Source organism: Glutamicibacter bergerei, assembly GCF_054495185.1.
Map to the genome: position 1 here is coordinate 2,101,683 of NZ_CM137131.1, position 19,749 is coordinate 2,121,431.

The 19,749-nt window shown below is 59.5% G+C and carries 13 protein-coding genes and 1 tRNA gene; 2 read left to right on the top strand and 12 right to left on the bottom strand.

Annotated features, from left to right (window positions below; translation table 11 throughout):
• Positions 1-12: 12 nt before the first annotated feature.
• The 4 genes from rpsA to polA all read right to left on the bottom strand — a co-directional run bounded on the left by rpsA (position 13) and on the right by polA (position 6,738).
• Positions 13-1,497 carry a 30S ribosomal protein S1 gene (gene rpsA / locus ACX5K5_RS09710; protein WP_096253801.1) on the bottom strand — a complete coding sequence of 495 codons (1,485 nt, stop codon included), beginning with the start codon at positions 1,495-1,497 and terminating at the stop codon, positions 13-15.
• Between the two features lie 253 nt (positions 1,498-1,750).
• Entirely contained in the window at positions 1,751-2,701 is a 951-nt protein-coding gene (locus ACX5K5_RS09715; RefSeq protein WP_459174340.1) for a polysaccharide deacetylase family protein, read from the bottom strand.
• A gap of 5 nt (positions 2,702-2,706) precedes the next feature.
• Positions 2,707-4,005, bottom strand: a complete 1,299-nt coding sequence (locus tag ACX5K5_RS09720) for a GNAT family N-acetyltransferase (RefSeq protein WP_459174341.1) — start codon at positions 4,003-4,005, stop codon at positions 2,707-2,709.
• A 117-nt stretch (positions 4,006-4,122) separates the two neighbouring features.
• Positions 4,123-6,738 (bottom strand): DNA polymerase I, encoded by a 2,616-nt coding sequence (polA, locus tag ACX5K5_RS09725; protein WP_382412460.1) that lies wholly within the window; start codon positions 6,736-6,738, stop codon positions 4,123-4,125.
• An 85-nt stretch (positions 6,739-6,823) separates the two neighbouring features.
• Here polA and ACX5K5_RS09730 point away from each other — a divergent pair, with 85 nt between their 5' ends.
• Positions 6,824-7,309 (top strand): hotdog fold thioesterase, encoded by a 486-nt coding sequence (locus tag ACX5K5_RS09730; RefSeq protein ID WP_459174342.1) that lies wholly within the window; start codon positions 6,824-6,826, stop codon positions 7,307-7,309.
• A gap of 7 nt (positions 7,310-7,316) precedes the next feature.
• Here ACX5K5_RS09730 and ACX5K5_RS09735 read toward each other — a convergent pair whose 3' ends face one another.
• The 4 genes from ACX5K5_RS09735 to ACX5K5_RS09750 form a co-directional block, all read right to left on the bottom strand.
• Positions 7,317-7,862: a dihydrofolate reductase family protein gene (locus tag ACX5K5_RS09735; protein ID WP_096253806.1), complete on the bottom strand. Its 546-nt coding sequence runs from the start codon at positions 7,860-7,862 to the stop codon at positions 7,317-7,319.
• A 68-nt stretch (positions 7,863-7,930) separates the two neighbouring features.
• A complete protein-coding gene (locus tag ACX5K5_RS09740) occupies positions 7,931-8,167 on the bottom strand; it encodes a hypothetical protein (RefSeq protein ID WP_096253807.1) in 237 nt (78 codons plus the stop codon).
• Positions 8,164-9,405, bottom strand: a complete 1,242-nt coding sequence (locus ACX5K5_RS09745; RefSeq protein WP_096253808.1) for an inorganic phosphate transporter — start codon at positions 9,403-9,405, stop codon at positions 8,164-8,166. Before ACX5K5_RS09745 ends, ACX5K5_RS09740 begins: the two co-directional genes overlap by 4 nt.
• Positions 9,406-9,714: 309 nt before the next feature.
• On the bottom strand, positions 9,715-10,332 hold the full coding sequence (locus ACX5K5_RS09750; protein WP_459174343.1) for an ANTAR domain-containing response regulator: 618 nt from the start codon (positions 10,330-10,332) through the stop codon (positions 9,715-9,717).
• A gap of 187 nt (positions 10,333-10,519) precedes the next feature.
• On the opposite strand from ACX5K5_RS09750, the gene ACX5K5_RS09755 reads away from it, so the two are divergent.
• Positions 10,520-10,601: transfer RNA gene (locus ACX5K5_RS09755), tRNA-Leu, on the top strand.
• Between the two features lie 185 nt (positions 10,602-10,786).
• Here ACX5K5_RS09755 and pyk read toward each other — a convergent pair.
• The 4 genes from pyk to lgt form a co-directional block, all read right to left on the bottom strand.
• Positions 10,787-12,298: a pyruvate kinase gene (gene pyk / locus ACX5K5_RS09760; protein ID WP_096253810.1), complete on the bottom strand. Its 1,512-nt coding sequence runs from the start codon at positions 12,296-12,298 to the stop codon at positions 10,787-10,789.
• Positions 12,299-12,382: 84 nt separating this feature from the next.
• The gene (locus ACX5K5_RS09765) at positions 12,383-13,852 is read right to left on the bottom strand and encodes a glutamate synthase subunit beta (RefSeq protein WP_459174344.1); all 1,470 of its coding nucleotides are present in this window, start codon (positions 13,850-13,852) and stop codon (positions 12,383-12,385) included.
• On the bottom strand, positions 13,845-18,458 hold the full coding sequence (gltB, locus tag ACX5K5_RS09770) for a glutamate synthase large subunit (RefSeq protein ID WP_459174345.1): 4,614 nt from the start codon (positions 18,456-18,458) through the stop codon (positions 13,845-13,847). The genes ACX5K5_RS09765 and gltB overlap by 8 nt, the downstream gene beginning before the upstream one ends.
• A 322-nt stretch (positions 18,459-18,780) precedes the next feature.
• Positions 18,781-19,749 (bottom strand): prolipoprotein diacylglyceryl transferase, encoded by a 969-nt coding sequence (gene lgt / locus ACX5K5_RS09775; protein WP_459174346.1) that lies wholly within the window; start codon positions 19,747-19,749, stop codon positions 18,781-18,783.

The following is a 19,749-nucleotide window of genomic DNA, read 5'->3' on the forward strand; positions in this document are numbered from 1 at the left end:
CACCAATCGAAATTAGTTGCCGGTCAGCTTTTCGCGCAGTGCAGCCAGTGCTTCGTCCGAAGCCAGGGTGCCTGCGTCGGTGGCTGGCGCCTCCGAGGAGTACGATGCTGGAGCAGCAGCTGACGAACCGCCGGTAGCGGCTGGTTCTGCTTCTGCTTCTGCGTCGGCAGCGATTGCAGCAACAACCTGCTTCTTGTGAGCTTCCCAACGCTCCTGAGCGGAAGCGTACTGTGCTTCCCAAGCCGAACGCTGGGTGTCGAAGCCTTCGAGCCATTCGTTGGTCTCTGGGTCGAAGCCCTCTGGGTACTTGTAGTTACCCTCTTCGTCGTACTCTGCGGCCATGCCGTAGAGAGCTGGATCGAATTCGGTACCCTCTGGGTCCACGCCTTCGTTAGCCTGCTTGAGCGACAGCGAGATGCGGCGGCGTTCCAGGTCGATGTCGATGACCTTGACGAACAGCTCGTCGCCCACGGAGACAACCTGCTCGGCCAACTCAACGTGGCGCACTGCAAGCTCGGAGATGTGAACAAGGCCTTCGATGCCGTCTTCGACGCGAACGAACGCACCGAAAGGAACCAACTTGGTGACCTTACCTGGTACAACCTGGCCCAGCGCGTGAGTGCGGGCGAAGGTCTGCCAAGGATCTTCCTGGGTAGCCTTCAACGACAGCGAAACGCGCTCGCGGTCCAGATCGACTTCGAGAACCTCGACGGTTACTTCCTGGCCAACTTCGACAACCTCTGATGGGTGGTCGATGTGCTTCCAGGACAGCTCGGAAACGTGGACGAGACCGTCTACGCCGCCAAGGTCCACGAATGCACCGAAGTTGACGATGGAGGAAACGACGCCCGGACGAACCTGGCCCTTTTCCAGCTTGTTGAGGAAGGTCGAGCGAACCTCGGACTGGGTCTGCTCAAGCCATGCACGGCGGGAAAGCACAACGTTGTTGCGGTTCTTGTCCAGCTCGATGATCTTGGCTTCGATTTCCTGACCGATGTACGGTGCCAGGTCGCGCACACGGCGCATCTCGACGAGCGATGCTGGCAAGAAGCCACGCAGGCCGATGTCCAGGATGAGGCCACCCTTGACAACCTCGATGACGGTACCGGTAACGACACCGTCTTCTTCCTTGATCTTCTCGATGTCGCCCCAGGCACGCTCGTACTGAGCGCGCTTCTTGGACAAGATCAGACGGCCTTCCTTATCTTCCTTGGTCAGAACCAAGGCTTCGACGTTGTCACCAACAGCGACAACGTCGCCTGGGTCAACATCGTGCTTGATGGAAAGCTCGCGGGAAGGAATGACACCTTCGGTCTTGTAACCGATGTCGAGCAGAACTTCGTCGTGGTCAACCTTAACAACGACGCCTTCGACGAGGTCACCATCATTGAAGTACTTGATGGTGGCGTCGACTGCGGCCAAGAAGTCCTCAGCAGATCCAATGTCGTTAATCGCAACGACTGGTGCGCTGTTGTTCTCGTTCGAGGTGATGGTCATGTAGTAGGGACTCCGTTGTGGATAGATTTGATCAGTCGAGACCCCGGAAGTCCCGGAGTTTCGAGTGGGTAAAGTTTACCTGCGGACATGACAAAGCCATGACACGCCTTCCTCAGTCTACGCGCCGAGCTAAGTGCGGGTCAAAGCGTAAACGTCTAAGATCGACAGCCTCACTTTGTGAGGTTCGTTACGTTTTGGCTTTTCTGGCGTCCGATCCTCAGGCCTCCACTCACCCACCAGGGCCGCGGCCGACTCAGGCAGAGGTGAGCCGGACAACTTTTATCCCGGTGTCCGCCAGCTTCTTCAGCCCACGATCCACTCCCAGGGCGGTACCCGACTTTGGCTGATTAAAGTGCCCGATCCCCACGTCGCCGGCCTTCATCGCGCTCACCTGTGTGGCCACACTAGCTGCCGGGAACGTCGCCCCGGCATCCATATTCACGGTGAAGTTCATCGGCACCAACCCGAGTTTTCGGCAGAGGGCAACACCCACCCGATCCATATGTGCCGTCCCCGAACGGAAGAAGCGCGCCTCCACGCCAAATTCCTGCGCCAAGTACCGCTGATTGAGCACAATTTCGTCATAGGCCGCCGCCACGGACCCGGTGCCTGGTATCCCGTATGCCTGCTGCCCGGCAATACTGAGCGGGGCATGTTTGGTGCCGTGATTTGCGATCTCAAATAAGGGATCCGCGATCAGTTCGGTGAGCAGTTGCCGGTTGCTCCGTGCCCACCGTTGATTGACGAACAACGTGGCCGGGGTTTTGTGTGTGCGCAATACTTCGATCAGCTGGTGATCCATTTCGCTGCCATGGGCTCCCCCGCAGGCATCAAAGGTGAGCGCCACGCCCCGCGCCCCGGAGGGTAGCGCGAGCTGAATACCCGGCACCTCCAGTCCGAATTGCCCTGGTGCACGCCGAGCAAACTCGGCCGTCGCTTCCTTTTTACTCAAATTAGGGCTAAACAACGGTTCGGCGCTCGGGCTGGCCTTCGCCGGACCGGAAGCCGGCGCAGACCCACTGGCTGTCGCAGGTGCAGATGCCTGCCCGGTAGCTGAAGTTGCTGAGCTTTCGGGCAGCTCGGTACATCCGCTCAGCGCCGCCAAACCCAGCAGTCCCACCGCACCGGCGCCGCCGTCCAAAGCGAAGCGTAACAACCGGCGACGTGACAGCCCAGCGTTCACTACTCGTGTATTTGACTGCATAGGGGTTAAAAATCCACCTGACAATAGGGTGCTTGCCGGCCGGCAAAGAGCCGATCAAGCACGGTGAGAAGCTGCGGTGTAGCGGTGTCTAGCAATCCGGCTTCGGCCAACTGCGTGGCACTGCGAGTGCCCAAATAGAGGCTGGCCAGTTCGCGACAGTCAAGCCAGGCCTCGGGGTCTTGACCCTCGACACGCTGCACCGACATCCTCCCGTCGACAACCTGCAGCTGCCACGTACCAGCGGTATAACCCAGCTCGTCGCTCACCGAGATCACCAGCTGCGCGTCACCGTGATAATTGCGCGCCGAAAACGCGGCCGGCAGATCCAAAATACGCAACCACAGATGATCATCACGGCCAAGCACCCGGTAGGCGCGCGGGTTTTCAAGCGCAATCGGCAGCACATCATCAACCGGAGCCGAGCCGGTCACGCGTTTAATCAGATCGTGCGCGCCCAAATAGTCCAGCAGTTCTAGTCGCGCGGCACCATTAGTCGTGCACAAGGTTTTCACCGACATCGTGGCCGTTTCCTTGGCCCAACCCTCAAAGGTGTAGGTCAGATACCCGTCGGCGGTTCCCTGGGCATCATAATGCACCGCGGCGCGCAGGTTTTTGACCGGTTTGAGGTTGCCGTGGTTTTCCCACGCTCCGGTATCGCGCCCGATGTCGAAGGCCCGGTGGCTGACCGCTCCAACTGTGACCTGCTGGTGCTCGTGGCGCAGCGCCAGCATCTGCTCTTTGATGCTCGCCGGTTCCACGGCCACCACGCTTCCGGTGTGTGGCCGGCGTAGCCGTGCCCCATGTTCAACATTCAGTTCAAAACGGCACTGCTCGGCAGCCAGCCCAAACCCAAAACGCCCGTAAATGGTGGCTTCGGTGGCGGTGAGCACGGCCACCGGCACCCCTGCACCAGCGGCCTGCTGCAGGTGGGTGGTGATCATCGAGCGCAATATTCCGCGCCGGCGATGTGTCGGGCTCACGGTCACCGCGGTGATCTGGTGCACCGTCAGGCAGTTCTGCCCACCCACATTGAGCGTGCCGGGATAATACTGGTACGTGCCCACCGGGTCGCTGACATGCAAACTTGGCGCGAGCGCCGACCGATCGTAGGCCCCGATGTACTGCACACCGTCTTGGAGATCCATCTCGGCCAGAATCTTATCGCTGTCCGCATCGGTGCCAGGGTCATGAAAACCCCGCCCGACGGCACGCGAGAAGGACACCCAACGCTGCTCAGGTTCCTTCGCTGCTTGTTCGGCAGCAAAAAATTCAAGGTTAATGCCCTGGGGTGTCGCAGAACTCATGGTTTGTACCTTTCGCTGGCCAGCATGTGGGCAACCCTCACTGCTATGAGTTCAAAGCCGCCAGTGCGCACCTAATAACAGGGGCACCCCGGCGGCTCCGAATATGTTAAACGGGCTTTAGTGCTCCGCCTCGTGCCAGGACTTGCCGACGCCCGGCTGGACATCCAACGGCACCAGTAGGTCCGCAGCCTGGCTCATTTCGTGCGTGACCAACTCCTGGACCGCGTCCAGCTCGCCGGCGGAAATTTCGAGCACCAACTCATCGTGCACCTGCAAGAGCATCCGCGACTTGTACGATCCTTCGCGCAACCGCTGCGAAATCTTCAGCATCGCCACCTTGAGCAGGTCCGCCGCCGAACCCTGAATCGGTGCGTTTAACGCCGCACGTTCGGCAATATCACGCAAACGCCGATCCGAGCTGTTCAGTTCCGGCAGGTACCGGCGTCGGCCGAAGATGGTCTCCGTGTACCCGTCCTTGCGCGCCTGATCGACCACCGCACGCAGGTAAGTACGCACCGCACCAAAGCGTGCAAAGTAGTCCTTCATCAACGTGCGCGCCTCATCCACGGAAATCTTCAGCTGCTTGGACAACCCAAAGGAGCTCAGCCCGTAAGCCAGCCCATAGCTCATTGCCTTGACCTTGGAGCGCATCTCGGAGCTCACCTCCGCCGGGCTCACCCCAAAGACGTGCGAACCGACATAGCGGTGCAGGTCCTCGCCGCTTTCATAGGCTTCGATCAGCCCCTCGTCCCCGGAAAGGTGCGCCATAATACGCATCTCGATCTGCGAGTAGTCCACGGTCAGCAGGGTTTCGTAGCCTTCGCCGACGATGAATACGTCGCGAATACGCCGGCCCTCTTCGGAGCGAATTGGAATGTTCTGCAGGTTCGGGTTCAGGCTGGACAGCCGTCCGGTGGCCGCCACGGTCTGCGCGTAAGTAGTGTGAATCCGCCCGTCGTCGCCGATAGATTTCAGCAAACCCTCCACGGTCTGACGTAGCTTAATCGCCTCGCGGTACGCCATCAGCGCGACCAAGAATGGGTGCTGGGTTTTCACCAACAAATCCTGCAAGGATTCCGCATCGGTAGTGAAACCGGTTTTGATTTTTTTCGTTTTCGGCAGATCCAGCTCTTCAAACAAGACCACCTGCAGCTGCTTCGGGCTGGAAAGATTCACCTCGTGGCCGATCGACTCGTAAGCTTCCTTCGTGGCCTGTTCAACCTGACCGGTGAAGTGCGCGTTGAGCTCATCTAAACGTTCACGGCTCACCGCAATACCCGCACGTTCCATGTCAAAGAGCACATCGATCAGCGGCAGTTCCATCTCGGCGGCAAGCTGCGCGGCATGCTTCTCGGCAACCTTAATCGCCAAGAACGCGGAGAGGTCAAAGATTGCCTGCGCCTGCGCGAGCGTCGGTTCGGCCAGATCCGCGGTCAACCCCAGATCCAGCTCCCCCTTCTTCGCCGGCTTCAGCACCGGCACCGTGTACTTCAGGTGGTACTGCACCAGATCAACCAGCTCGTGGCTGCGACGATCAGGCTGAATCAGATACGCGCTAATCAGCGTGTCATCGCCGAGTCCGGCAACGTTAAAACCACGTTCGATCAACCGGTGCTTGGCAAGCTTGGCATCGTGGAAGATCTTCGGAGCCTGCGCATCGGCCAAGAAATCGGCCAGCACCTTCTCGCTGTCCTCATCCAGTCCGGCCAGTTCAAGCCAGATCGCCTTACCTTCGCGGAACAGCGCTACACCCACGGCTTCTGCGCCGGTCACCGCCAGCTGCACCGCAATCGGCGCGCCCTGACCGGCAGCGATAAAGTCACCCAAAGCGCCCGCGTCTTTCGCTTCCAGACGTTCAAAAACCGCCGCTTCGGGCTGCTCTTCATCCTCGTCTGCTGCAAACAGGTCAAAGAGGCGCTTACGCAAGGTGTTAAATTCCAGCGCGTCAAAGAGGTTTTCAATCTCTTCGCGGTTTGGTGCCACCAGCTCGGTTTCCTCCAAGCTCACCGGTAGCTCTAAATCGTGGCGCAATTGGTTCAACCGACGGTTACGCGTCACGTTATCCACGTGGGCGCGCAGAGATTCGCCGACCTTGCCCTTGATAGATTCCGCGTTCTCCAGAATTCCGTCCAGATCCCCGTAGAGGTTTAACCACTTCGCAGCGGTTTTAGGTCCTACCCCGGGCACCCCTGGCAAGTTATCGGCGGTTTCGCCTACCAATGCGGCCAGGTCCGAGTATCGCTCGGGGCGTACAAAGTATTTGGTTTCCACCGCTTCGGCGTCCATCGGCGGAATATCGCTAATACCCTTCTTCGGGTAGAGCACTAAGGTCCTGTCGGTGATCAGCTGGAAGGCGTCACGGTCCCCGGAAACCACCAGTACCTCGAAGCCGGCTTCTTCACCCCGGGTGGCCATGGTGGCCAGAATATCGTCGGCCTCAAAACTTTCCAGCGTGATGTTTGGAATGTTCATCGCCTTCATCACCTGCGCGATGAGGTCGATCTGGCCGTAGAACTCCTCGGGTGTTTTATTGCGCCCGCCCTTGTACTCGGTGTACTCCAAGGAACGGAAGGTGGGGGTATCAAGGTCGAAGGCCACCGCAACGTGCGTGGGCTTCTGTTGGCGGATCATCGTCAACAACATGGAGACGAATCCGTGGACGGCATTTGTATGCTGGCCGGTGCTTGTCGCAAAGTTTTCGGCTGGCAGCGCATAGAACGCGCGGAAGGCCATCGAATGCCCATCGATGATCAGCAGTTTCTTATCCGACGCAGAAGTCGTTTTGGTAGTTTCGCTCACGCCTTTTAGCCTAGTTGTCATGAGCGACAATTACACTTCTCACGCCGAGCAATCTTCAGCACATCCATTTGCGGCCCAACTAACCACGCACGGTGTGCCCGCAACGATGTGGCCTGCGTTGCACGGACACGGAGTCGGCACGCTGGTAGAAAAGCTGGATATTCACTTCACCGAATTCAGCGTCGAACGTGTTTCGGCCACCATGCCGGTGGCTGGCAACACGCAGGTTGTGGGAATTTTGCACGGCGGCGCCTCGGCCGCTTTGGCCGAGACCTTAGGCTCGATGGCCGCCGCGTTGCATGGCGCGGGCAAGGCCAACCCGGTCGGTGTTGATCTGAACATCACCCACCATAAGGCCGGACGAGCGGGGCTGGTCACCGGTGTGTGCACGCCGATACATTTGGGCCGGCGCATCACCACCCATGAAATCATCATCAGCAACGACGAGGGCCACCGGGTGGCCACCGCACGAATCACCAACATGCTCCTGCCCATCGAGAGCTGACTGGTACTTAGGAAATCGCGTAGCTGGAGGCGAAGATGTCGTCTCCGAGCTCGCGAATTTTCAGTTCCGACAGTTGCGCCTTAGCGTTGCGCCCAAAGATGTTCACTCCGCTACCCAGGAACACTGGCACGGTGATGACCGTCAGTTCATCAAGTATCCCGGCCTGAATGAAACCACCGGCCAGATCCGCTCCACCGACCAGCCAGACATCTCCCGCCCCGGCACTTTTGGCGATATCCCGGCTCCAGAAACTAATCTCACCGCGGATAAATGTGAGGTCGGTATCGGGCAGCGTAGGCAGTTCGTGATGCGTGAAAATCCACACCGGCTTGGTGCCAAAAGGCCACTGCAGGTGCCCTTCGCTGACATCTCGGACGATGGTTTCGTAGGTTTTCCCGCCGATCACCACCGCGCCGATGCCGTCAAAAAATTCTTGCAGGTCGCCGTGGAAGCCAGCGAGTTCGCGAAATGGGCGGAGCCAGTGCGTATCGCCCGCCTCATCGGCCACAAAACCGTCGATGGAGGCACCCACGTAGTACTTGAAGCTAGTCATAGCTCCAGTCTAGGGGTGCCTCCATCGAAGGCAATATTTAGTTGTTACGCACTACCGGTGAGGCGCTGCTACGCACCCAGAATTGCCCGGCTCAATTGTGGAACGATAAGCACCACGCCAAAGAGTACGATCACGCCGCACACGCCGAAGCACAGGTACGCGCCGAACTTATTAACCGACGTATTACTGTCTTCGTCGCGAGCCACGGCAAGTAGCCGAACGCCAAAGGAATAGGCAGTCACGATGCAAAGGGCCGCAACCCAGCTAACCAGCGCGACGATAAGAAAAGCTGACCAATCGATCATGAGTTATCTGGCTCCTTGTCCATGGCTTCCTGGGCAGCCTTGCGGGCAGCCTTCGCGTCAGCCTTAGCACGAGCACGACGCTCCTTCTTCGACAGAATGTTCACCGCGGCACCCGAATTATCGATGTCTGACAGGGTGTCTTCATGTCCTACATGGTTTTTGCGTGACAGGTACCAGAAGAGCAAGAGCATTCCGACACCGACTACGGCGACGATGCCCACGCCCACCGCACCAGTGTGCGTGAGCCAGGCTGCTAGGCCGCCGATGATGGCCGCCGCTGGAAGGGTGAACAACCAGCCCAAAGCGATGCGACCGGCGGTACCCCAGCGCACTTCGGCGCCCTTTCGTCCCAGTCCGGAACCGATCACGGAACCGGAGGCGACCTGCGTGGTTGACAGTGCAAAGCCCAGGTGTGAGGAGGTGAGGATCGCCGATGCGGTGGAAACCTCAGCGGCAAAGCCCTGTGCTGGCTTAACATCGGTCAGTCCCGAACCCATGGTGCGGATGATGCGCCAGCCACCGGTGTAGGTGCCAAGTGCGATCGCGATCGCACAGGTTGCTACAACCCACAGGTGCGGGCCGGTGCCTGCGGTCTGCAGGCCGGAGGCCACGAGGGTCAGCGTAATAACGCCCATGGTCTTCTGCGCATCGTTGGTGCCGTGGGCAAGTGCCACGAGCGACGAGGAAAAGATCTGTCCGTAACGGAAGCCTCCGCGCTTAGGCGAGACACCGTTCTGACGTTTGGTAATCGAATACGCCAGCTTCGTGCACAGGTAGGCGGAAATACCAGCAATCAGCGGAGCGCACAGTGCTGGCAGCAACACCTTTGACAGCAGCACGCCATAATCGATTGCGCCAAACCCGGCACCGACGATCGCCGCTCCCACCAAACCACCAAACAATGCGTGCGAAGAGCTCGAAGGAAGTCCAAGCAACCAGGTGAATACGTTCCAGACCACGGCACCCATCAGACCCGCAAAAATCATTTCGGGCATGATTTGCACGCCCGTAGTGGGGTCTTCGTTAATGATGCCGCCTGAAATTGTCTTTGCTACCTCGGTGGAGAGGAACGCTCCAACAAGGTTCAAAATTGCGGCAAGAGCTACAGCCTTTTTTGGAGTGATTGCTCCGGTTGCGATTGGAGTGGCCATCGCATTGGCCGTGTCATGGAAACCATTGGTGAAGTCGAAAAACAACGCCAAGGCGATGACAAGGACGACGATTAGCGTCAAATCCATTGAATACCAGCCTGAGGGTCGAACGGCAAGGAAAAAGAACTTGGGCTTAGAGTGACAAAATCCGGTGCAAATAGTGTCGTGCCAGATTGGGCTCAAAGCGCAATTTCAATCTTATGCCCCTGAGCAGATACGTCAATCTGAACTGTCAACTCCTAGACGTATAAATCTGGGTGAACAGTTAGTGGGTTTTGATCAAACTCGCGCAAACTGGCCGGATTATTTTATTTTTTAACCAAAAAATGTGCGCCAAACCATAGGTGGCTTGGCGCACATGGCCGGATTTCCCGGCGTTGGGGTACTTTGCTTCGGTTACTTAACCTGGTCGATCACGGTGTCTGCGACCTGACGCATGCTCAACCGGCGATCCATGGAGGTTTTCTGGATCCAACGGAACGCCTCTGGTTCGGTCAGCCCCATCTTGGTAATCAGCAACGATTTGGCTCGATCGACCAATTTACGGGTTTCGAACTGTTCGGCAAGGTTACTCACCTCGGATTCCAAGGCACGCAGCTCATCGTTGCGGGAGATCGCAATTTCAATGGCCGGCGTCAGATCCGCCGGAGTGAAGGGCTTAACCACGTAGGCCATGGCACCGGCCTCGCGAGCGCGCTCAACCAGTTCCTTCTGGCTAAACGCGGTGAGCAGAACCACCGGGGCGATGCGTTCCTTAATGATCGCCTCTGCGGCGGTGATACCGTCCATCACCGGCATCTTCACGTCCATCAAAACCAGGTCTGGCTTCAATTCGCGTGCCTTCTCTAGCGCGCTTTGCCCATTGTCGACCTCGGCGACCACGTCGTAGCCTTCGGAGCGGAGGATTTCGACGATGTCCAAGCGAATCAGCGTCTCGTCCTCGGCCACGAGCACCCGGCGCGCACTGGTGGGCGCCTTGGAGGGGATTTTGGTGATTTCTGGTAGCTCGCTCATAGGGCGCCTTCCTTCGTGGTCTGCGTTTCTGCCGGGGTGCTGACAGAAGTAAAGAATTATTTCTCCGCGAGCCGCGTTGCTCCGGTTTCCTTTCTAAGCCTACTTGCATGTACGATTATCGAGGCGATGACGCGAGGTTCTCGATTAGGAAATCTACGAAACCTCTAGTAAACTCGTCAATGTGCTCGCCCAAGTGGCGGAATCGGTAGACGCGCTGCACTCAAAATGCAGTATCGAAAGATGTGTGGGTTCGAGTCCCACCTTGGGCACAAGGCAGATGCCGTCGGGCAAAGTGAAAACTTTGCTCGACGGCATTTTTTGTTAACCTCTGAGCATAAATGTGATGCATTTCGCAAAAACACCCAATACTGTGCGGTAACGGAAAAACCTGCCCGCACGCCTCAAATTTGAAGGCGTGCGGGCAGGTTTTTAGCTAACTACCCGAAACGGTTGTTTACAGGTCCTTAGGTGTTGAAACATTTGATGGTGCCCACGGCCCAACATGTTCACGTACTGGCATCGGCTTACCGTCAACCAGCTGTCCGGCATCGGCCAGGTCACCGACCTTGTGCACGCGTAGCGAGTTGGTCGAACCGGCCTGTCCCGGAGGGGAACCGGCAGCGATGCAGACCAGATCATTGATCTGCGCCAACCCTTCGCTGAGCAGCTGCTCGTCAACCTGCGCGGTCATCTTATCGGTGTGATCCGCGTAAGCGACCAAACGGGCCTGCACGCCCCACATCAGCGTCATGATGTTGTAGGTCTGCTGCAGCGGGGTGAAAGCCAGCACAGGCTTCTTCGGGCGCAAACGTGATAGGCGACGGGCAGAATCACCGGACTGGGTGAAAGCGACGATGTATTTCGCGTCGAGCTGATCGGCGATCTCCACCGCGGCGCGGGTGATCGCGCCGCCTCGGGTCTTTGGCTGCGAGCCAAGACGTGGGATGCGGTCCAGTCCGTGCTGTTCGGTGGAGGAAATGATGCGTGACATCGTCTCCACGGTTTCCACCGGGTAAGCACCAACGGAGGTCTCCCCCGAAAGCATGACCGCGTCGGCGCCATCAAGCACCGCGTTGGCGCAGTCCGAAGCTTCCGCACGGGTTGGGGTTGGCGATTCGATCATCGATTCGAGCACCTGGGTGGCGACGATGACCGGCTTAGCCCAGCGGCGAGCAAGCTCGACCGCACGCTTCTGCACCAGTGGAACCTCTTCCAGTGGCAGCTCCACACCCAAATCGCCACGGGCGACCATAATCGCGTCGAAGGCGTGGATGATTTCTTCTAGGGCGGCGACTGCCTGCGGCTTTTCGATCTTTGCGATCACCGGCAGGCGTCGGCCTTCCTCGTCCATGATTTCGTGCACGCGTTCGATGTCGCTCGCGTTTCGCACGAAGGACAAAGCAACCATGTCCACGCCGGCGCGAATCGCCCAACGCAGATCATCTTCGTCTTTTTCACTCAGCGCCGGCACATTAACCGCAACGCCAGGTAGGTTAATACCCTTATTGTTCGATACTTCGCCGCCGACGACAACCTCGGAGCGAACCTCGGTGTCGGTCACCTCAAGTGCTTTGAGCTTGACCTTGCCGTCATTGATCAACAGGAAGTCTCCGGGCTTCACGTCGGTTGGCAAGCCCTTAAACGTGGTGGAGCACAGGTTGCGTGTGCCCTGGATGTCTTCAATGGTGATGGTGAACTTCTCGCCGACCTCCAAGATGAACTTGGCGTCGTCTTTGAAGCGTCCCAAACGAATTTTAGGGCCCTGCAGGTCGGCGAAGATGCCGACCGCACGTCCCACCTCGGCGGCTGCATTACGCACATTCGCCAAGGATTGAGCATGCATGGAGTAATCCCCATGGCTCATATTTAGTCGGGCTACGTCAACGCCCGCTTGGAGTACCGCTACTGTGTTTTCATAGCTTGCTAGGGCCGGGCCCCATGTTGCCACAATTTTTGCGCGTCTCATACCGTCAGCCAAATGCCTTTCATGTTTACATAGGCAAAATGCGACGAACCCGTGGTGGATTCGTCGCATCAAAGCTTATGCCATTCAAATGATGCTGATGGCTCTATCATTTGGAGCAACAGGTGCAGGAAGGTTAGTCGTTCCCGTCAGGAATTTATCGACCGAGGCGGCGCATGCGCGACCCTCGGCGATAGCCCAAACGATCAGCGACTGCCCCCGACCAGCATCTCCGGCGACAAATACCGCTTCGGTATTTGTCATGTAGTAGCCATCTCGGGCGACGTTGCCCCGGTTGTCAAAATCGATGCTCAGCGCCTCGGTGAGTCCGGAAGGTTCCGGACCGGTAAAGCCAAGAGCCAGCAGTACCAGATCCGCTTTGAGTACGCGTTCGGTTCCAGGCTTCGGCAGGCGCTTGCCAGCAACGATCTCTGTCTCTGCAACTGTAACACCGATCACCTTATTTTTCTCGGTTCCCTCGCCGGAAACGAAGTTCACCGTTGAGGCAAGATAATTACGTTGCCCACCTTCCTCATGCGAAGATTGCACCTCAAAGAGCAACGGCATCATCGGCCACGGCTGATTTTCGCCACGTTCGGTCGGCGGCTTCACACCGATCGCCAGTGTGGTCACCGTGGCGGCCCCCTGGCGCAGCGCGGTACCGATGCAATCCGAACCGGTGTCACCTCCGCCAAGCACGATCACATGCTTGCCTTTGGCGTCGATGCTGGTGCTCTGCTGCGAACCGGAAACCACACGATTGCTCTCGGTGAGGTACTCCATCGCATGATGCACCCCGCCCAGCTCACGCCCGGTTATGGGCAGCTCACGCGCAACGGTGGACCCGGTGGCAACGATCACCGCATCATAATCGCGGCGTAGTTGCTCCCAGCTGATGTCCTTGCCAATCTCGATGCCGGTGCGAAAAATCGTCCCTTCGGCTTCCATTTGCGCCAGGCGCAGGTCGATCACCTGCTTTTCTAGTTTGAAGTCAGGAATGCCAAAGCGCAGTAGTCCGCCGATCGCCTCGTCACGCTCGTACACGGCCACGGTGTGACCGGCGCGGGTCAGCTGCTGCGCGGCCGCCAGTCCGGCCGGACCCGAACCGACGATCGCCACGCGGTGCTCGGTATGACGTGCCGGTGGGTAAGGCACAAAATCGCCTTGCTCCATCAGATGTTCGGCCAGCTCGGCCTCTACCTGCTTGATCGTCACCGCAGGCTGGTTGATGCCCAGCACGCAGGACGCTTCACAGGGCGCCGGACACAGTTTTCCGGTGAACTCTGGAAAATTGTTGGTGCTCAGCAGCCTAGCGGCAGCGTCGTCCATCCGGCCCCGGTAGGTCAAGTCGTTAAACTCCGGGATCAGGTTTCCCAGCGGGCAGCCGTTGTGGCAGAAGGCAACGCCGCAGTCCATGCAACGGCCAGCTTGCTCGGTGAGCGTGCCCGCCGTTTGCCGTTGCAGAACTTCTTTGTAGTCCATCAGGCGGATCGGCACCGGGCGTTTAGGTTGGGTGACACGCTCGGTCACCTTCAAGAATCCTCGTGGATCAGCCACGGGTCACCTCCAGAATTTTGCTCCACACCTGCGGCGAATCGGGGTTCTCCCCCGACGCTTCGGCTTGGGCACGAACTTGTTGAACCGCGGCAAAATCGCGCGGGATAATACTGCTTAGCCGGGTGCGGGTGTGCTCCCAATCGAGCACCAAACGTTGCGCCAACGGTGAGGCGGTCAGCGCAATATGCTCGGTGAGCAGCGCAAAAATGATGTCAGCTTCCGCATCGCTGATGGCGCCGATGAGCACATCGCCTTGTTCGGCCGCCAGCGGGTTAAGTTTGGCCGGGTCAAAGTCCAGCACCCAGGCGGTACCACCGGAGAACCCGGCGCCGAAGTTGCGCCCGGTCTGCCCCAAAATCAGGACCTGACCGCCGGTCATGTACTCACAACCGTGTTCGCCGATGCCTTCGGTAACGATTACCGCTCCCGAGTTACGCACCGCAAAGCGTTCGCCCACCATGCCGTTGATGAACAATTCGCCGCTCGTTGCCCCGTAACCGACAACATTTCCGGCGATCACCTGCTCTTCCGGTTGAGACAAGGTGGTGTGCGGCGGATGAATAGCGATTCGGCCCCCTGACAAGCCCTTGCCCACGTAGTCGTTGGCGTCTCCGGCCAGGTGCACGGTGATCCCGGCGGGCAGGAACGCGCCCAACGACTGACCGGCGCGACCGGTCAGGTTCACCGTGATGGTGTCTGCGTCCAACTCCTGGATTCCGAAGGTTTTGGTCACGTGATGGCCAAGCAGCGTACCCACCGAACGGTCGGTGTTCACGATCTGTGCATTCAGCACCACCGGCAGCCGATCGCGCAACGCCGGTTGCGCGGCAGCTAGCAACTTCTGGTCCAGGTGCGCTTCCAACCCATGATCTTGGCCGATCCGGCGGCTGCGCGCTGCCAGTTCCACGCCCGGCACATGAGTGATCGCATCCAGCGCCAATCCCTGAATCTTTTCGTGCGCGGCTAGCTGCGTGGCGGAACCGGTCAATAGTTCAACTCGGCCGATCACTTCTTGCAGCGTGCGCGCACCCAATGAGGCCAATAACTCGCGTACCTCCTGGGCGATGAACTCGAAGAAGTTCACCACAAATTCGGCCTTGCCGGTGAAGCGCTCACGCAGCTTAGGGTTCTGTGTGGCGACGCCTACCGGACAGGTGTCCAGATGGCATACGCGCATCATGATGCAACCGGAAACCACCAACGGGGCGGTGGCGAAACCGAACTCTTCGGCGCCCAGTAGCGCACCGATCAGCACATCGCGCCCGGTCTTCAGCTGCCCGTCAACCTGCACGGTCACCCGGTCGCGCAGCCCGTTGAGGATCAGTGTCTGCTGCGCCTCGGCGAGGCCCAGCTCCCACGGGGTTCCTGCATGCTTGAGCGAATTCATCGGGCTAGCACCGGTACCACCATCATGACCGGAGATCAGCACCACGTCGGCCTTGGCCTTCGCCACCCCGGCGGCCACGGTGCCAATGCCTGACTCGGAGACCAGCTTCACATGCACCCGCGCCGAAGGATTGGAGCACTTCGCATCGTGAATCAGCTGGGCCAGGTCCTCGATCGAGTAGATATCGTGGTGTGGCGGCGGAGAAATCAGTCCCACGCCGGGGGTGGAATGACGCGTTTTCGCCACCCACGGGTAGAGCTTCTGGCTCATCAGCTGGCCACCCTCGCCGGGTTTGGCACCCTGGGCCATCTTGATCTGAATGTCATCGGCGTTCGTCAGGTAGAGACTGGTCACCCCAAAACGGCCCGAAGCGATCTGCTTCACCGCGCTGCGGCGCGCCGGATCGAGCAGGCGTTCGGGATCTTCGCCGCCCTCGCCGGTATTAGATTTTGCCCCCAGCTGGTTCATCGCGATGGCCAGCGTCTCATGGGCCTCGGCGGAGATCGAGCCGTAGCTCATCGCCCCGGTAGCGAAACGTTTCACGATCTCGCTAACCGGTTCCACCTGGTCGATGTCGATCGGGGTGATCCCGGAGGTGTCGAATTCCAGCAGGCCACGCAAGGTTTTAAGCTGCGTTGCCTGGTCATCTACCGCCTGGGTGTACTGCTTGAACACGTCGTAGCGTCGGGTGCGTGTTGCGTGTTGCAGGCGGAACACGGTTTGCGGATCAAAAAGATGCGGTGGCCCGGTACGGCGCCACTGGTATTCACCACCGGTTTCCAACTCGTTGGGCTGGGCGCCACCGGAGTTTTCCGGGTAGGCCCGCGCGTGGCGGGCGGCAGCCTCCGCGGCCACCACCTCCAGTTCAATGCCCGAAAGCTTCGTGGTGGTACCGGTAAAGTACTGATCGACCACGCGCTGGGACAGCCCGATGGCTTCAAAGGTCTGCGCACCGCAATAACTGGAGACCGTTGAAATGCCCATTTTGGACATAATCTTCAGCACCCCCTTGCCCAGGGCCTTGCGCAGGTTCGAGCTGGCTAGTGCACCGTCAACCCCGGACAGTTCGCCCTGCTCGGCCATTTCTTCCACGGATTCCAGGGCCAGATACGGGTTGATTGCCGAGGCGCCGTAACCGATTAGCGCGGCGATATGATGCACCTCGCGAGCATCGCCAGATTCAATAATCAGTGACACACGGGTACGGTTTGAGCTTTTCAGCAGGTGGTGGTGCACCGCGGAAGTCAGCAGCAACGACGGGATCGGAGCCCACGCGGCGGAAGAATCACGGTCCGAGAGCACCAGGTAGCGCACCCCGCGGTTCACCGCGGCAGAGACCTTCTCACAAATTTCTTGCAGCCGGGCCCGTAGCTCGGACTCGCCGCCGGCCGGACGGTACAGCCCGCGCACCTTCAGCGAGTACTTCTCCCCCTGCTCATCGCGCAGGTTCACGATCTTGGCCAGCTGGTCGTTGGAGAGCACCGGGTAGTCCAGCGAGATATGGGTCTGCGGCACACGATCCAGCGAGAGCAGGTTGCCGTCCGGGCCAATGCTGGTGCCCATGGAGGTGACCAGTTCTTCACGGATCGCATCCAGTGGCGGGTTGGTCACCTGGGCGAAGGACTGGGTGAAGTAGTCAAAGAGCAGTCGCGGACGATCGGCTAGCGCGGCGATCGGCGTGTCGGTGCCCATCGCGGCTAGTGGTTCGGCGCCGGTGCTCGCCATCGGCGCCAGCAGGATGCGCAGTTCCTCGGTGGTGTAGCCGAAGGTCAGCTGGCGCAATTGCACCGAGGCCGAGGAGTGGCGCACATGTTCAAGATCCGGAAAATCATCGAGCGTCTTCAGGTTTGCGCTCACCCATTCACGCCAGGGTTTCGCGGCCGCCACCTGTGCCTTAATTTCCGCGTCGGGGACTATGCGTCCACCGGCTAGGTCCACGGCGAACATTTTGCCCGGGGCCACGCGGCCCTTGGCGAGGATATGCTCCTCTGCGGTGTCGATGACGCCGACCTCGCTGGCAAGCACCACCAGGTCATCGTCGGTCACCCACCAGCGGGCCGGACGCAGACCGTTGCGGTCCAGCACGGCGCCGGCCATCTGCCCATCGGTAAAGCACACCGCGGCCGGGCCATCCCACGGTTCGATGAGCATCGAGTGGTATTCGTAAAAGGCGCGCAGGTCCGCGTCCATGGTCTCATCGTTTTCCCATGGTTGCGGGATCATCATCATGATCGCTTCGCTGACGTTGCGGCCGGAGAGCATCAGCATCTCGGCGACCTCGTCGAAGGAGGCCGAATCCGAGGCGCCGGGCGTGCAGATCGGGAATAGTTCCTCGGGTACCTCGCCAAGTAGCGACGAGGACAGCGTGGACTGCCGGGCGCGCATCCAGTTGCGGTTGCCCTTCACGGTGTTGATCTCGCCGTTATGCGCGATGCTCCGAAAGGGTTGGGCCAGCGGCCAGGAAGGGAAGGTATTGGTAGAGAAGCGTGAGTGCACGATCGCGCAGCGGCTAGCAAAACGCGCATCGGACAGGTCTGGGTAAAACGGTTCGAGTTGCGCGGTGGAAACCATGCCCTTGTAGACGATGGTCTGCGCGGAGAATGAGGCGAAGTACACGCCGATCTTGTTGTGCGCGCGGCGGCGGATACGCCAGGCCGCGGAATCTAGCTCACGACTGCTCAACGCGGTAGCGGAGCCGGTGACAAAAAATTGGGTGATCTTCGGCATCACCTTGCGCGCGGAGGCGCCGAGTACCGAGGCATCAACGGGCACCTCACGCCAGCCGAGCACGCGCAGCTGTTCTTCGGCTGCCAGCGCTTCCAGCTCGTGGCGGGCAAATTCGGCTTCGCCGGGCTCGGCCGGCAAAAAGCCCATGCCTACGGCATAGGTTCCGGCGGCGGGCAGTTCAAACTCGGTGACCGCACGAAAAAATCCGTCGGGCAGATGCAGCAGAATGCCTGCTCCGTCGCCGGTGCCTTCATCGGCGCCGATCGCGCCGCGGTGTTCCAGCCGGCGTAACGCGGTCAGTGCATGAGTGACGATCTGGTGCGAGGCAGCATTTTTCAGCGAAGCGATCATCGCTAAACCACAGGCGTCCTTTTCCGCGGCCGGATCATATAAACCCTGAGCCGGTGGAATCGCGGAGAATCGGGTGTAGGGCGAGGTAACTTCCCCGCCTAAACCTGGGGAGGCGTTCAGCTGGACTCCGGTCGTGCTCATGAGCGTGCCTTTCGTGGGGTGTACGGTGAAAGGCGAGCCGGGCCGGGCCGATAAATCGTTGATCGGTAATTACTGCCGCTCGCCATACCTGCATTGCAGGGTGCAGGAATCCACCGCGCTGTGGTTCTTTTTGACGTCCGATCGGGCTCACCGACGGTGCGGCTCGTCCGGACGTGTAGCTTCACAGTACGCGCGTTATGTTTCTTGCTGGCACGCAGTTTTGTTTCGAAAATGTTAATGCGTGTTGCAGCGGACACAAAAAACCGGGGAGCCGACACCCTGTCTCAGTGTCTGCTCCCCGGTTTTCGCCGCGGCCTAGTGCTTAGGCTAGCGGTTGGGATTCATCGTCGGAGCTCGATTTTTTCTCGACTCCGGGAGATTTATGCTTCTCTGCGGACGCGGACGCTTGCACCGCCGCCGGTTCCCGGCCCTCGGCGAACAGCGAATCTTTGCCCTCGGGGCGTAGCTTTGCCAACACATAGCTCAGCGCCAACGAACCAAAAATTACCAAGCCGATGGCCAACCACTGGTGGATGCGCAGGGACAGTGGCCCGATGGTGATGATTTCTGCCGGGTCCAGACGTAGCGACTCGGTGAAGGTGCGGCCGATGCCGTACCAGATCACGTAGCAGCAGAACATCGCCCCGCGGCGCAGTTTGAACTTTTTGTCCAGCGCGAGCAGTACCACCACGCCCAGTACATTCCACATTGATTCGTAGAGGAACGTGGGGTGGAAGAGCGTATCTGCCGGGAGCCCGGCCGGGAAATTGTAGTGCTCCGGGTCGATCTGCAGTCCCCAGGGCAGGGTGGTCGGCGCACCAAAGAGCTCTTGGTTAAACCAGTTGCCCCAGCGGCCGGCGGCTTGGGCCAGCAATACGCCGGGCGCTACCGCGTCGATAAACGCCGAGAGCCGTACCCCGGTGCGCCGGCAACCTATCCAGGCGCCGACGATGCCCAGCGAGATCGCCCCCATAATACCCAATCCGCCCAGCCACAACTGCGGAATCTCGGCCCAGTGCGATTGCCGCCCGCCGAGCCCAAAATAGTAGCCGGGGTCGGTAATCAGCACATGGTAAAGACGTCCGCCGACGATGCCGAAAGGGATCGCCCAAATAACGATGTCCCAGAGCTGATCCGAGTCCCCGCCGCGGGCGCGCATTCGCCGGCTGGTCAGCCAGAGCGCCAGCACGATGCCCACCAAGATGCACAGCGCATAGGCGTGGATGGTCAGTGGGCCGATCGAAAACTTTGAAAACTCGACCGGCGGTGACGGGATGGAAGCCGGAAACAT

Bases quoted from the DNA above. Each gene is read 5' to 3' on its own strand.
- rpsA (WP_096253801.1), bottom strand. From the start codon at position 1,497: ATGACCATCACCTCGAACGAGAACAACAGCGCACCAGTCGTTGCGATT.
- ACX5K5_RS09715 (WP_459174340.1), bottom strand. From the start codon at position 2,701: ATGCAGTCAAATACACGAGTAGTGAACGCTGGGCTGTCACGTCGCCGG.
- ACX5K5_RS09720 (WP_459174341.1), bottom strand. From the start codon at position 4,005: ATGAGTTCTGCGACACCCCAGGGCATTAACCTTGAATTTTTTGCTGCC.
- polA (WP_382412460.1), bottom strand. From the start codon at position 6,738: ATGGCCTTCCGCGCGTTCTATGCGCTGCCAGCCGAAAACTTTGCGACA.
- ACX5K5_RS09730 (WP_459174342.1), top strand. From the start codon at position 6,824: ATGAGCGACAATTACACTTCTCACGCCGAGCAATCTTCAGCACATCCA.
- ACX5K5_RS09735 (WP_096253806.1), bottom strand. From the start codon at position 7,862: ATGACTAGCTTCAAGTACTACGTGGGTGCCTCCATCGACGGTTTTGTG.
- ACX5K5_RS09740 (WP_096253807.1), bottom strand. From the start codon at position 8,167: ATGATCGATTGGTCAGCTTTTCTTATCGTCGCGCTGGTTAGCTGGGTT.
- ACX5K5_RS09745 (WP_096253808.1), bottom strand. From the start codon at position 9,405: ATGGATTTGACGCTAATCGTCGTCCTTGTCATCGCCTTGGCGTTGTTT.
- ACX5K5_RS09750 (WP_459174343.1), bottom strand. From the start codon at position 10,332: ATGAGCGAGCTACCAGAAATCACCAAAATCCCCTCCAAGGCGCCCACC.
- pyk (WP_096253810.1), bottom strand. From the start codon at position 12,298: ATGAGACGCGCAAAAATTGTGGCAACATGGGGCCCGGCCCTAGCAAGC.
- gltB (WP_459174345.1), bottom strand. From the start codon at position 18,458: ATGAGCACGACCGGAGTCCAGCTGAACGCCTCCCCAGGTTTAGGCGGG.
- lgt (WP_459174346.1), bottom strand. From the start codon at position 19,749: ATGTTTCCGGCTTCCATCCCGTCACCGCCGGTCGAGTTTTCAAAGTTT.